Origin of the sequence: Variovorax sp. dw_308 (assembly GCF_019207085.1) — a bacterium.
In the GTDB taxonomy this organism is placed as follows: Bacteria; Pseudomonadota; Gammaproteobacteria; order Burkholderiales; family Burkholderiaceae_C; genus Variovorax.
On record NZ_JAATOM010000029.1, the window covers coordinates 32,289 to 45,999 of the forward strand.

Consider the following 13,711-nt stretch of genomic DNA (forward strand, 5'->3'; position numbering starts at 1 on the left):
CGAAGACGCGTGGTCAGTCGCGCACGGCGATGATCGAGACGAAATCCGAGACGATTCGACCTTCGGCCATCAAACGATCCTCAAGTTGGAAAAAGCGTTCCATATGGGCCGCATCCGTGGGATTGTTGGCGTCGAAATTGTGCGCGATGCCGCTCAATCCGATGCTCAACAGCCCACCGCCGAGCTCGCGGAGTTCTTGGATGCGGAAGTGGCGTCGCACGGCATCGACGATAACGGACGAGCAGACCGCTTCGGACGGATCGACCGCCACGACCTCCTCGACCGTCGGTCGGCGCAGGTGCCCACGCTCGACGCCGGAGGGCAGCTGGCGATAACGTGCGGGAAGCGAGTCCAGGAATTCATTCATGCCTTCGACCTGCGCGTCGGGCCATTGGAATCGATCGGCACCGACATACTCTTGCAGATGAAAGACGCCACCGGGGCGCAGCGCGCGACGCACCGAAGAAAACAACCGATCGAGGCCGGCGATGTGGTGGACCGAGTGGCTGGCGAACACCATGTCGTAGCCTACTTCGGGCAGATCCTCACGTTCGAGGTCCGCGACTTGGTATCGAAGACCGGACAGGCCGAGTTCGGACGCCAACCGGCGCGCTTCGATGATCGCACCCTCAGCAAGATCGAAACCATCGATGGAATTCGCGATGCCCAGCTTCGCCAGCCCTCTTTCTAGGGCCCCAAACCCGCAACCGAGTGATGCGACATGCTGCACCGGAAAACGCCAGCCGGCCGATTCAAGCACATCCATCAGGTGGTCGTAGTCGTTGCGCGCGGCATCTCCCGAAGCCTTGACGTTGAGTCGCGCCGCCACCATCGGATGCGCCATCCAGAAAAGGCCATCGGACTGCGCGCGTTGTTCAGGCGGCACGCTCCATGTGGCGACGGTTTGCTCCTTGCTGGGGTCGGGTGGCGGGGAGGCGCTTTGTGCGAGGTCGAGTTGGTCCTGGCCGTGTTCCATCTTCAGGAGACCGTTGATCGTGGCTTGGAAGCGGCGCGGGTCGCATTCCTGCGCAACGCGCGCCAGGGCGGCTTGGCGAAGCCGATCCCATTTGCCAGAATTCGTGTAGACACCGGCGCACGCTTCCGCAAAGCCCTCGCGCGTGTCGGCGCAGAGCAGTTCGATGCCGTGGCGCCAGTCCACTTGCCTTGCGATGAGCAAGCTCGACACAACGGGCAATCCCTTGCTGGCCGCCTCGTGGACCTTGTGAGCGATCCCTGCGGCGAAGCGGGTGGGGGCGACAAAGGCGCGTGCGCTGGCGTAAGCCTCATCGAGGTCGCCCACGCGGCCGTGGAAACGCACGCGTGGGCTCTCTAGCTGTGCGCGCAGCCGCGGGGCACAACTGCCCACCACACGCAACTGGTAATCAGTGCCGATCAGTCGATCGAGCTCGGGCATCACCTGCTGCACGAACCAGCGGATCGAATCGGCGTTCGGCGAATCGTCTTCTTCGAGTCGTCCGACGAAAAGGAAATCGCGCCTGCTTGCGAAATCCCCCCCCAGGGCATTGGGGGCGAGCGCGTGCCCGAGAACCCGGACATCGGCGCAGCCCTCGTTTCGAAAGCTCTGTGCCTCGGCTTCGCTGACAGCTAGCACGATGGAGGCGCTGCGCGCCAGACGCATCTCCGTCTCCAAGCTCATCGATGTCGGGTGGGGTGGCGAGGCGTGGGCACCCTGGAGCGCCTGGCGCGCACTTTCGCGTGCCGCAAAGATCGCCTCGGCATCGTAGATCACCTGCGTCGACGCCAACAACGCGGGGACCTCGCGACAGCAGTCGCGGAAGGTGATCATGTTGTGCGGTCGGCTCACGAGCACGGTGCTGTAGTAACCCACCCGGCTGCAAAGAAATTCCGTCAGGCTCGGCCGGTCCTTGCCTGCAATGAATTCCACTTCCGGCGGCAGATCGCGCCAGACGGTCGTGACGTCGAAGTCCGGGAAGTTAGTCGGGAAATGGGTGATAAACGCGCCGGCACCGTGCAGTCCATGAAGCAGCCGGCAGGCCCGGGGATTTCCCCCGCCCAGGCTCGGGATGGGAATCCGGTCGTCGATGACCAGCACGCGCTCGCCGGCATGAGGGCGCATGCGTGACAGCAGCATGCTCTCGCCATGCGGCCAATGCTGCTGGGACAGGGCAACCGCGTGCCGCTGCGCAAACAGGGCCCGATGATCTTGCATGAGGCTCGTGGCGGCCTCGGTCGAAGTCGCGCTGCCGAACTCAAAGTGGAGGATCTCGGCCATCGGCTCATAGACGATGCGATGGCCTGCCGCGCGCAGGCGCATGCACAGGTCGGTGTCTTCGTAGTACGCGGGCGCAAAGGCAGGATCGAACCCGTCAAGTGCCTCGAAGAGTTCGCGCCGGACCATCAGGAATGCGCCCGAGCAGTAGTCGACGTCGCGCCTGAAGGCAAATGCCGGATCCGCCGGATTTTCGCCGCGACCATAGCCCAGGCAGCTTCCGTCGCGCCAGATGATGGAGCCTGCTTCCTGCAGCGTGCCGTCCAGCAGCACGATCTTGGCGCCGATGGCGCCGATGTCGGCCTGCGACTCCAGCAGGCGGCACGCCGCCGACAGCGCGCCTGGTCGCACCAACGCGTCGTTGTTCAGAAACAGGAGCTGCTTGCCCTTCGCCTCGCGAGCGCCCCGGTTCGCGCCGCGCAGGAAGTGCAGGTTCTCGCTCTCGAAAACAAGTCGGCAACCGTCGACCTTTTTCATCATTGCCGGTGTGCGATCGCTGGATGCGTTGTCGACGACGATGATCTCGACGTCGATATCACAGCAGTCGCGCAGAGCCTCCAGGCAGCGGAGCGTCAGGGCGGCTTGGTTGTGCAGCACCAGAACGATCGAGACTGCCGGTCGTGCGCTGGCGGGCAGCCTAAGTCTGTCGTTGCTGGCGAGAAACCGGTCCAGACCCACTTCGCTTTGTTCCCGAAAATCCTGCTTGATCTGAAGGCTGCCGATCTTGGGGTTCGTCGGGCTGGATGCTGCAGCGGATGCCAGGGGATTCGCAAAGGGACGGCCCTGCTTGCGGCCGAAGACTTCGTAGTGATACAGCGCGTTGATGTCGAGCCGCGCCACATCCTCGTTTTGTCTCAGGTACTCGCTTGTCGAGAACCAGGGGCTTGGGTCCCGTCCTTCAGCGCCGCCGAATGCAGCGAAATGATAGGCAGCGTCCAAACCGGATCTGGCGACGTCGGAATAGTGCGACGCATACCAGCGCGCGTCGAACAGGATGGATTGACGCACGATGCGCGCGACAGGATCATGTGTCGCGCGCCAGCGGCGCAGGGCGGGTTTGAGCCAGTTGAGCAAAGCGGGGTATTGCTTTGGTGTCGGCGTGCGGCGTGGCGACGGATAGCCTGGCAACGCATCCCCGACGGTGCGTGGGCCGATGATTTCTTCATGCCGCTGCAGAAGGCTGGCCATCATCTGGCCGATCGACGCGGCGGATTCGCGCGCCTGATGTTGCAGCCGATCACACGCGGCCTTCAGTTCGCTTCGTTCGCCCAGCGCGCTTTCAAGTCGCTGCAATGCCGAACTCTCGCGTTGCCTAGCGTCGCGCTGCTGCCGATCCAGCGCGTCGTGTTGCAGTTGCATGGTACGCGCTTGTTCGACAAGGTGATCGCGCTCCTTTCGCAGAGCCCCCTGCTCGGCCCGATGCGCGCCTTCGAGGTCGGTCGAACGCGCCGTGGCCTCGCGAAGCTGCTTGGACAGCATGTCGCGTTCGGTTTGAAGCGCCTGTTTTTGGGCTAGGTGGGAGCCTTGCATCTCACCTTGACGCGCAATCAGCGCATCCCGCTCAGTCAGCACGTTGTTGAGTCTGTTTTTCAGCGCTGTCGCTTCGCCCTGCGCCATGTCTCGCTGACGGCCGAGCTCGCCCAACTGTTGTTGCGTGGCAGCGAACATTTCGGCTGATTGGCGCGGCAGGCCCGCGCTCTGCTGCTGGAACGACGCACGTGCCTCGTCTTCGCGGGCAAGTGCGCTCCAGGTGCCCCCAAGCTGCGCGAAGCGCTCCCGAATCGCGTAGATCGACGCGCCATCTGCACTGCACAGTCGAGCTACCGCGGCAGGCGTTCCTGGACCATGAGCGATCACCCCCAGCCCATGACCATGCAGGAACTCGAATGTCGCGAACTTGTCTTGGAATTCCTTGAATAGTCGGTGGACGCCAAAACCGTCGCGACGTACGTTCGTATCGTGCAGAAGCAGCACGGACTTCGCAGACAATTTCGGCTTCCAGACCTCATAGTCGTGGCGGACAGCCTCGTAGCTGTGATAGCCGTCGATGTGCAACAGGTCGATGGACCCATCGGCAAACTGTTCAACCGCCTGATCAAAGTCGCACCGGATCAGCTCGGAAAATGTCCCGTAGCGCACCTCGTTGAACTGGACCACCTCTTCATAGACACTGTCGCCCACCTCGCCGGCGTGCGGGTCGCCTTGCCAGTGATCGATGGCATAGCAGCGCGTCGGCAACGCCCCATGTACGACCCCCTCGCAAAATGCGCTGTAGGACACGCCATGGTGGGTCCCCAATTCCACCAGCAGGCAAGGCTCGCAGGCGGGGACGATCCAGGAGGCGAAGGGCACGTGCGCCCACCACCCGCTGCGCTTGCCGATGCGCTGCGGCCGCCTGAACATGCCCGCCAAGGCAGGCGAAATGATCTCGTCCAATGAGGTGGATGCCCGCGCTGAATTGGAAGCGGCCGAATTCGACGGCGCCGCGGCCGCAAGTCGCGCAGTCCGGTAGTGAACGAGGTCGCTGCCGGCAACCAGATCGTCGTCCTCAGATTCTCGTGCCTTGGCCATTTCAACTCACCCCATCTCGGAAACTACTCGATGTGCAGGGGTCGTGCCGACCACAAGCGCGTAATCGGCATTGCAGCGCACTATCCTTGTCTTGGCAAGGCCAATGGACCGGCATTGCGGGGTGCTGTGGACTGCATTGCCGCAAGCAAGCACCAAGCAACCATGTTGTGAGGTTTGCCGGCGTGACGCTTTTCTATTTCACGTGGTTCTGTGCCGGCGAAGGACACGCGATCACTGACCTCGGACGTCAAGAGTCAGCCGTTGGGCACTCAACCACGCGTCGCCGAGCCGCGCGCCACGCCACTTTGGCTTCGAACTTATGAAGCAGTCACCGGGTATCGAAGTCGGTGCACGTGCCGCACAAAGGGGTTCTCGGGGCGCGCTGACCGATACCATGGGCGGGCAGGTGCAATTGATGCTGGCCACGTTGTTACTCAGCAGTCCGTAATATAGGCGACAGATGGCATCTGGAAGAACGACCGCACCAGTCGCCGGTTCTTCTGCATTTGGCGCAGCTGTTGCTCGACTCGGATGGCCAGTTTCTCGCCGCGGCGCGCAGCGCGTTACGGGCCACGCCTGTTCGCTTGACATGACTCCACACCAGCTCGTCCGGGCTCAGGTCGGGTGCGTAGCCGGGCAAGATGTGCATGGTGAGCTTGCCATTGGTTGAAGCGATGTATTCGCGCACGTTGCCCGGGGCGCTCGACGACCGGGGTCTTGCCCCGCACCGGCCAAGTCTTGCCGTGCACCGTGTCTGCGCGAAAGCCGGACTCGTCCCAGAAGTAGACGTCGGCCTCGGTTTGCCTCGCAGCAGCAGCGATACCGGGGTAGGTCTCACGCTGCCAGCGCTCGATGGCTTGCGGGTCGCGCTGGTAGGCGCGCTGCAACGGCTTCTGCGGCGACATCCCCCAGCGCGCCAACAACCTGCCCTCAGCCGTGACGCCCAGCTTCACGCTGAACTTCTGCTCGATCAGGGTGGCGGCGATCTGGCGCGTCCACAGGCCGAAGTCCAGTCCGTACTGTCGCGGGTCGCGTCCGTTGATCCAACGAAATACTTGCTCCTGCTGCTTGATGGTGAGCTTGGCCGGCCGGCCCGTCGCCGGCGTGGACGCCAGCGCATCGACCTCGGGTGGGTTGCGGTAGCTGTCGCGGGAGAGCCCCACAAGCCTGCATGCGCGCCGCTCGCTCAGATCGCATTGATCGATCATGGTGGCGATGGCGGCACGCTTGGCCTGTGGGGCTATCGCTTTACCCCCAAGGCGGTGTTCAGCGCATGAATGTCCAGGTGGGCTTCGGCCAACAGCTTCTTGAGCTTGTTGTTCTCGGCCTCGAGTTCACGCAGCCGCCTGGCATCGGGCACATCCATGCCGCCGTACTTGGCGCGCCATTTGTAGAAGGTGGCGTCGCTGAAGCCGCCCTTGCGGCACAGCTCCTTGATCGGCAAACCGGCCTCGGCCTGCTTGATGAAACCGATGATCTGCTCTTCGGTGAATCTACTCTTTCTCATGTCCGTCATTCTCCAAGTTGACGGACTTCACTGCCATTACGCTGGTACGGCTGGGAGGGGGCAGGTCAGTCGCGCCGTGAAAGCCCGACTTGCTCGCCCCGGTGCGGTCGCTCGCGTGGTGAGCGTGATCCTTGGGATCGCAGCCCTGTCGACCTGCTGGCGCTTCGACGGCACCAATTCGCTTGGGTGCGCCGGGAGACCGGCAAGGAGTAAGTGGTGAAAGTCCACCGCAATGAAGGAATAGCGAACCGCATTGGCCCCGAGCCGTGCGCAGGCATCCGCGAGGGTGTCGGCGAAGCGTCGGTAGGGGAACGCAGCGTATGACGTCGCGTGCATTCAAGACCTATTGCACAGGCTGGCGACTATTTCTCTCTTGGGCGAGTACCAGTGGGGAATTGATGTTGGCTGTACGCAGCGTGCTGTTTGGGGTCAGGACATTGCCCGGTACAGGATGAAGCTGCCTGGGCCAGGCCGCACGCCATGGTTCACGAAGGAGTTTGTCGATCAGATCCTGCAGGAGACTCATTTGAGCTTGGCTCGAGCAGATCGGGAGGCGTGATGGGCACGGTCATCAGCTTGCCATCTCGGGGTCGCTCGGTGCTTCCCGATGATGCGCCTTGGATCCCGGGGAGCGCTCAGAAAACGCCAACAGGCAGTGACGTTCGCGACGAGCGCGAACCGGGCGCACACTACCTGTCACTCGTCGTCAAGCATCCGGCTCGCCTTGCTGCCCAGTGAGCTCTCGGCGCGGAAGTAACCCATCACGGTCGTGACGCTGTGATGCCCCGTCATCGCCATTGTTTCGGGCAGCGACATCGCCTGTCGCCCGGACTCCGTCACAAAGCCCGCCCGCAGCGAGTGCGCAGAAAAATCCCCCTCGACGCCGGCGAGCACACACCGCTCCTTGACGATATCGCGCACCGCGGCGGGTGCCAGGGGCTCGCCCAGATGCCCGCCCTTGCGGATGCGGCGGAAGAGGGCGCCTTCCTTGATCCCGCTGGCAGCCAGCCAGGCCTGCATCGCCAGCGCAGCGCTGCCCACAAGCGGCTTCACGTCTTCCGGGCGTTCGGCGCCGGTCTGGTTCGTCTTGGAGTGCCCCAGGGTGTAAACGTAGGCGATTGCGCAGGCATGGGGATTGACCCGCCGCAGGTTTTCAAAGGTCGCCCCCGCCACTTCGGAGCGACGCCGCCCGCCCGAAGCCCACGCAAACAGGAGCAGCGCGCGATCGCGCTTGCCGCGCAGGGTGTCATCACAGGTCGCCAGCACCGCCTGCAGCGGATCCTTTGTCAGCGCGCGCTGCTTGTGCGCGCGCGCGCCACGTTGCGCGTAGGCACGGCGCGTGCGGCCCAGCAGTTCCCGCACCAGGGCATCGCCGCACGGATTGTTTTCCTTCGCCAACTGATGTGCTTTCGAAAGCACCGCCACGCGGTGCACCAGCGTATTGAGCGCCGGCCACCCCCAGCTTTGCCTTGTACCCGTTGGCCACGAGCGCCTGGTCGATCTCGGGCGGCAGTTCATGCACGAGTTTGGACTTCGTTCTGGCAGCGGATTTCGAGCTCGCCGGCGTTTTCGCGTCCATCGCGTTGCCGTTACCGTCACGCGCGTACGTGGGCTGCCGGCTTCGTGCGTTGGTACAACCATGATCATCGACACAGCGGCATCCGCTACGTCAGCCCAGCGCAGCGCCACGACGGTGAAGACCAGGCCATCCTTGCTGCGCGTCACGCGCTGTACACCTGTGCCCGCGCGCTCAACCCAGCGCGCTGGTCAGGCCCCACACGCAACTGGTCGCCTATCGGCCCAGTGACCCTCAACCCCGAACGAGACTGCATCGTTCAGGCAAATGCGAGGGTGCCAGACATACAGCCGCTGGCTGCATGAATCAGGCGACAACTGCCTTGACGCGCGCCGCCCTTCAGGCGCGGCTTGTCGCACGTGATCGGCGACCGTGCTCCCTTGCCAAGCCATTGCTGCGGGGCATCCCGGTGACGCAATTCCTCTCGACGCTTGCGAACCAAATTTGTCACTTCGTCCTTGTGCGAAGCAAATCCGTCACTCTGCAAAAGCGGCGCTGGGTGCCGCCGTGTGGTGCGACCCAGTGGCGCCCAACGTTCATTGCCAAAAGTGGGGGGGTGTGAAACCTCTTCGCGCCGGGCGCGACAATCACTCAACGCATTGGGCACCCAGAGCAGGAAATTCGCTCAATGTGCGCGAAGCTTCTCCTGCAGCCAGACCTTGATCAGCGACTGGTACGGCACATCGCGGGCATTGGCCGCGACCTTGATCGAGTCCAGCAAATGCTGGGGCAACCGCAGCGAAATCGTCTTCGTCGTCGGCTTCAAATTGGGCAGGGTGACCTTCGCAGCTTTTGACCAGTCCAGGTGATCCGATGAGTCATGCTTCTCCCAGTACGCACGCTCTTGCGCTTCGCTGGTGAACTTTGGGATGGCTTTAGTCTGCTTGCTCATAGATGGCGCGCTCCTTTCGGTGCATGTCCCTTGCCGAGATGACACGGATCAACAGATTGGACTGACGCAACGTGAACGTGACATGCAATGCTCTCCCATCGTCGGTCTTTCCCAATGCGTGGAACCTAGCTTCCAGATGGCTATGGGCCACGTCTTCCAGGAGCAGCAAAGGCGCGTTGAAGAAGAGTTGCTCGGCTTCTGCCGTTGACACACCGTGCTTTTCGTTCTTGCGCGCATTGCCCTTGTCCCATTCAAACCCGATGACGGGGCCCAGCTCAATCATCTTTGTATATTACCATCATGTACAGAAATCGGGCTTTCGTCTCTGCCGGCGCGATTCATCGTCAATCCTCATCGAGCATGCGGCTCGCCTTGCTGTTGAGCGAGCTTTCAGCGCGGAAGTAGCCCATGACGGTGGCCACGCTGTGGTGCCCGGTCATCGCCATGGTCTCCGGCAATGACATGGCCTGCTTGCCGGCTTCCGTCACAAACCCCGCCCGCAACGAGTGCGCAGAAAACTCTCCTTCCACCCCCGCCAGCGCACAGCGCTCCTTCACGATGTCGCGCACGGCCGCCGGTGCCAGCGGCTCGCCCAGATGGCCACCTTTGCGGATGCGACGGAAGAGGGCGCCTTCCTTGATGCCGCTGGCGGCAAGCCACGCTTGCATCGCCAGCGCCGCGGTTCCGACCAAGGGTTTGATGTCCTCGGGACGGTCCTGGCCGGACTGGTTGGTCTTGGAGTGAGTGAGGGTGTAGACAAACGACTTGGCGTCGACGCGCCGCAGGTTCTCCAGCGTCGCGCCGGCGACCTCCGACCGACGCCTGCCACCGGTGGCCCAGGCAAACAGGAGCAGGGCGCGGTCGCGCTTTCCGCGCAGCGTCTCGTCGCAGGTGGCTAGAACGAGTTGCAACGGATCTTTCGTGAGTGCGCGTTGCTTGCGCGGGCGGGAACCGCGTTGGGCGTAGGCACGACGTGTCCTGCCAAGCAATTCGCGCACGAGCGCGTCGCCGCAGGGATTGCTTTCCTTGGCCAGCTGATGTGCTTTCGAAAGCACCGCCACCCGATGCACCAGCGTGCTGAGCGCCGGCACTCCAATTTTTGCCTTGTACCCATTGGCCACCAGCGCCTGATCGATCTCCGGCGGCAGCTCATTCACCAGCCCGCTTTTCAGATTCGCCGCTGATCTCGAATTCGTAGTTGTTTTTGCTGCTGATTTCACGTGGGCCGCTGCGCCTTCGGTGTCTGCGTTATCCGCGGAGTCCTCGTCGACGGTGTCGGCCTTGCGCGCTGCGTGATCGACGATGAACTGGATCACAACCGGAACGGGCACCGGCAATTGCAGCGCCTGACCGTAGCGCGCGGCGAACCAGGCGCACCAGTAGCGCATGGCCGAGGCATAGGAGGCACGCGTGTTGGCCGATTCACCCTGGCGCAGGAGCGCCCGCGCCGCCGCCTCGGCGGTTTGCGTAAGCCGGGTTGGCTCGAGTGCCGGGCGCCATTCGGGGGCGTTCACGAGCGAGGGGTGCGGATTGGAGGGATCGCTAGAAATATTCATACATATGACATATGATCTGCTACATCATACGCCGATAGGTCACGATAACTATCCCTTATCGAGGGTAAATATTACGGGGAAGGGCGGTCGTTCGCCTGAAAGTTGCGAGGTTCAAATGGCTGAGATTCAACAGTTTCGACGTGGTATTCAGGAAGAAGACGTGTTCGGGGCCGCGGATGCGCTCCTGGCCGAGGGCTTGAGGCCCACCATCGAGCGCGTGCGGCTCAAGATCGGGCGCGGGTCGCCCAATACCGTCAGCCCGATGCTGGAGAAATGGTTCGGCACGCTGGCGTCACGGCTGGCCGGTGGCGAGAACCCCGCGGCCAATCTCGCGGCGGGCAATGACGCGGACGGTGTGCCGGTGAGCGTGCGGAACGCGACCCGGCTACTCTGGGAGACGGCGCGGCGCGAAGCTGATGATGTTCAGCGGCAGGAGCTTGGGAGCGCCCGGGCGCAGCTCGATGAAACGGCCAATGTACTAGCGGTTGGCCAGGCCGACCTGGCGCAGCGCGAAGCTGCGTTTGAACAGGCCCGGGCCAGCCTGGACGCCGCGCTGGCCTCCTCGCAGCAGGCGCGCGCGACGCTGGAGCGACAACTGGCCGAACAGACGGCCGAGGCTGCACGGCTGCGGGCCATGTCAGAAGCGGAGATCGCCCGGCTGAACGCCCTCCTCCAGCAGTCTCACGCCAGCAAGGAACTGCTGCGGCAGGAGCACACGAAGGCGCTGGCCGAGCGGGACAAGGATGCCAAGGCGGAGCGGGAACGCCACGCCGCCTTGGAACGCCACTCGCATGAGGAGGTCGACCGTGCCCGCCAGGCCTCGAAGCAGCTGGAAGCCGGCTTGGCCCGGGAACAGCAGCAGCGCTTGCGCAGTGAAGAAGCCGCAGCCCAGACGCTGGAGGCCGGCCGCCGGATGCTGCGCGAGACACAGCAGGCGGCCCAGCAGGTCGAGCGCGAGCTTCGCGATCAACTCTCCCTGCAGGTGAGCCTGCTGGCGCTGGCGCAATCGGAAGGCTCGGCGCTCCAGCAACGACTCGACGATGCTCTGCGGCAACTCAGCGAAGAAAAGACATCACATGAGGACACTCGCGCGCTCCTGGTCGGCGCGATAGGCGCCGGGCGCAAGGTTGCCACTCGTGGATCCGGCGCTCGCTTAAAAGCCAAGCGACTTCGGGGGTAGTTGCTATTAATAGCGGCGCGATCGGATTATTATTCCACGTTGAAAAAATCAGGATAAGCAATGGCAACTCTTTCTCTCGCCGAAATCGATGCCCAGATCAAGGAGCACGAGGGGCAAATCGCGCAGCTGCAAGCCACCGCCGCGAAGCAACGCGAGGAAGAAATCGGCCGGGTCGTTCAAGAGTTGCGGCGGAAGATTGCTGAATACCGCATATCCGCGAAAGAACTCGGTTTGACCGGCAAATCGTCGGTGCCGGGTCGTCGTATCGCTCCGGCGGGCGCGACTCCCACGGGTCCCACTTATACGGGGCCGAAGGGCGAAAAATGGGTCGGTGGCTCGCGCGGGCGCAAACCGCGCTGGCTCGCTGAGCAGTTGGCAAAGGTAAAGGTCCCATCCGAGTCCACGTAGACCCATGACGCGGCCCCGGATTTGCAGCGAGGGTTCCGTCAGCGCCATCGCTTCTGCTAGGAAGCCGCATCGCCAAGACTGATGCCACGCCACCGCAAGGCTGCGGCTACCCGCGAATCGTTAATAGTCGAGGTTGTCGATCCCCTCACGTCAGACCTCTCGCCGTATTTCAATGGATCAGAAGTCGGCCCTCCGAAGGCCGAGATCCAGGTTCGAATTCTGGCGGCGGGACCATGTGCCAGTAGGTGTTGCCGGGCCGTTTAAGTAGCACCCTTTTGGTCATCAAAATGAGTTTTCGTCGCCGTCTCATTCATGGGTAATCGTCCTTTTCGTGCATGTATGGACCCCGCGCCATTTGCAAGCTCTTTTCGGGGTGATCGTCCTTTTGGTGCGGCTTGTCAAGGTTAGGGCAAAAATACCATTACGGATCAACGACTTGAGTGAAGGGCTTCTCGCGCAAATCATCCGAAATGCAAGCTGCTGATTTCAATGGCGTTTTTACTCGCCGCCCGTGGCAATCCGCACCGAAAGGACGATTACCTCACATCGAGCTGGGGCAGACCGTTACCAGCACGCGCGTGCCAAAGTCGCTACACCAAAGCTGGTCATATACGAAAAACATCAGTGTGTTCGCCAAGAAGAATCGCACCAGCAATCTTAAAGAATTCTGTTCCCACGCCGGCATGTTGCGCTAACGTCTGAACGTCGCGCAAGCGACGTTGTACCGATGCGTTCTGAAGCGCAGAGCTTCCAGCCAGTCGAAATGCTTCTCCAGCCACGTGGACCGCAACAGGCACAGCGTATGAGCTTGCCGTGCGCATACGCGCGCGTTCAATGAGCGAAAAAGACTCGCCGGACAACGCCTTCGTCCACGCCCGATTTGCGTGGTCATATACAAGCGCTCGAGCGGCGCCTAGGTTCGCATCGAGTTCACCTATGCTGTTTTGGAACAATGAAGACCGTGCTACTTTCTCGAATCCATACGCCGAAATCCTACCTTTGGACGAGATTGAGCAGAGGTCATTAAGCAACGCAGTTGCAGTTCCGAGCGCCACTGCGGCAATGAAGAGTGCAAGTGGCGCAACAGAAGGCAATTTAAATGCGGGCGCGCTTATTGATGACGTAGCGCCAAAGAGCTGGCATGTCCAGTCATCAGCGAAAAATACACTATCAGCACGGAGGTCATGGCTCGCTGTGCCCCTTAGTCCGAGGGTGTCCCAAGTTTCAACGATCGCCAGCGCTGAGGACGGGCAAATAGCAAGCCGCATTTGTGGCCTCCCATTGTCCATTAACTGATACTCCCCGCCGTGCCGAACCTTCGCCTGCACGGCGAAAATGTCACAATGGTGGCTGCCACTTGCGAACGGCCATTGACCGGAAATGGAATAGCCGCCGCTTTCAGGCACTGCGTCCCCTCTTGGTGCATGAGATCCGCCGCATATTACATCCGGTCCATTGTCGTAGATAGCTTCAAATGTCGCATGCGGCAGAAGACCTAGAACCAACACATTGCTCGCGGCGATCATCACGCACCATCCGGTCGAGGCATCCAAACTAGACAAAACCTCGATGACTTCTAAGGTTTCAGCAAGGGACATCTCTAAACCCCCGTAGAAGCGGGGAACCATCATTCTGAAACAACCCGCCTGGCGCAACTGAGCTAGCAAATCGCGGGGAATTGTGCCGCCTCGCTCGATATCAGTTGCGCGCTCCTCAATCGTCGGCGCCAGTTGGCGGATGGCATCAACAACTGATGTACGCATCGCCATA

7 protein-coding genes, 1 tRNA gene and 3 pseudogenes are annotated in these 13,711 nt (G+C 62.1%); 4 read left to right on the forward strand and 7 right to left on the reverse strand.

Features of this window, described 5'->3' with window-relative positions; genetic code table 11:
- Positions 1-13 precede the first annotated feature (13 nt).
- The 3 genes and pseudogenes from HCU76_RS32120 to HCU76_RS32140 form a co-directional block, all read right to left on the reverse strand.
- Positions 14-4,822 (reverse strand): class I SAM-dependent methyltransferase, encoded by a 4,809-nt coding sequence (locus HCU76_RS32120; protein ID WP_213956670.1) that lies wholly within the window; start codon positions 4,820-4,822, stop codon positions 14-16.
- Between the two features lie 434 nt (positions 4,823-5,256).
- Positions 5,257-6,329 (reverse strand): annotated as a pseudogene (locus tag HCU76_RS37360) (transposase).
- A gap of 696 nt (positions 6,330-7,025) precedes the next feature.
- Positions 7,026-7,869 (reverse strand): annotated as a pseudogene (locus HCU76_RS32140) (site-specific integrase); the annotation flags it as partial.
- Positions 7,870-7,946: 77 nt separating this feature from the next.
- Between HCU76_RS32140 and HCU76_RS32145 the strand changes: the two are divergent.
- Positions 7,947-8,210, forward strand: a pseudogene (locus HCU76_RS32145) (IS3 family transposase); the annotation flags it as partial.
- Positions 8,211-8,530: 320 nt separating this feature from the next.
- Here HCU76_RS32145 and HCU76_RS32150 read toward each other — a convergent pair.
- The 3 genes from HCU76_RS32150 to HCU76_RS32160 form a co-directional block, all read right to left on the reverse strand.
- The gene (locus tag HCU76_RS32150; RefSeq protein ID WP_213956674.1) at positions 8,531-8,797 is read right to left on the reverse strand and encodes a BrnA antitoxin family protein; all 267 of its coding nucleotides are present in this window, start codon (positions 8,795-8,797) and stop codon (positions 8,531-8,533) included.
- Positions 8,781-9,080: a BrnT family toxin gene (locus HCU76_RS32155; protein WP_213956675.1), complete on the reverse strand. Its 300-nt coding sequence runs from the start codon at positions 9,078-9,080 to the stop codon at positions 8,781-8,783. The genes HCU76_RS32150 and HCU76_RS32155 overlap by 17 nt, the downstream gene beginning before the upstream one ends.
- Before the next feature lie 61 nt (positions 9,081-9,141).
- Positions 9,142-10,311, reverse strand: a complete 1,170-nt coding sequence (locus tag HCU76_RS32160; RefSeq protein WP_345944706.1) for a site-specific integrase — start codon at positions 10,309-10,311, stop codon at positions 9,142-9,144.
- 157 nt (positions 10,312-10,468) lie between these two features.
- Here HCU76_RS32160 and HCU76_RS32165 point away from each other — a divergent pair, with 157 nt between their 5' ends.
- The 3 genes from HCU76_RS32165 to HCU76_RS32175 all read left to right on the forward strand — a co-directional run bounded on the left by HCU76_RS32165 (position 10,469) and on the right by HCU76_RS32175 (position 12,175).
- On the forward strand, positions 10,469-11,533 hold the full coding sequence (locus HCU76_RS32165; RefSeq protein WP_213956676.1) for a DNA-binding protein: 1,065 nt from the start codon (positions 10,469-10,471) through the stop codon (positions 11,531-11,533).
- 60 nt (positions 11,534-11,593) lie between these two features.
- Positions 11,594-11,941, forward strand: a complete 348-nt coding sequence (locus tag HCU76_RS32170; RefSeq protein ID WP_213956677.1) for an H-NS histone family protein — start codon at positions 11,594-11,596, stop codon at positions 11,939-11,941.
- Between the two features lie 158 nt (positions 11,942-12,099).
- Positions 12,100-12,175: transfer RNA gene (locus HCU76_RS32175), tRNA-Arg, on the forward strand.
- A gap of 371 nt (positions 12,176-12,546) precedes the next feature.
- On the opposite strand, the gene HCU76_RS32180 is transcribed toward HCU76_RS32175, so the two are convergent.
- On the reverse strand, positions 12,547-13,710 hold the full coding sequence (locus tag HCU76_RS32180; protein WP_213956678.1) for an acyl-CoA dehydrogenase family protein: 1,164 nt from the start codon (positions 13,708-13,710) through the stop codon (positions 12,547-12,549).
- Between the last annotated feature and the right edge of the window lies 1 nt (position 13,711).

Coding starts and splice junctions, on each gene's coding strand:
- HCU76_RS32120 (WP_213956670.1), bottom strand. CDS start 4,822: ATGGCCAAGGCACGAGAATCTGAGGACGACGATCTGGTTGCCGGCAGC.
- HCU76_RS32150 (WP_213956674.1), bottom strand. CDS start 8,797: ATGAGCAAGCAGACTAAAGCCATCCCAAAGTTCACCAGCGAAGCGCAA.
- HCU76_RS32155 (WP_213956675.1), bottom strand. CDS start 9,080: ATGATTGAGCTGGGCCCCGTCATCGGGTTTGAATGGGACAAGGGCAAT.
- HCU76_RS32165 (WP_213956676.1), top strand. CDS start 10,469: ATGGCTGAGATTCAACAGTTTCGACGTGGTATTCAGGAAGAAGACGTG.
- HCU76_RS32170 (WP_213956677.1), top strand. CDS start 11,594: ATGGCAACTCTTTCTCTCGCCGAAATCGATGCCCAGATCAAGGAGCAC.
- HCU76_RS32180 (WP_213956678.1), bottom strand. CDS start 13,710: ATGGCGATGCGTACATCAGTTGTTGATGCCATCCGCCAACTGGCGCCG.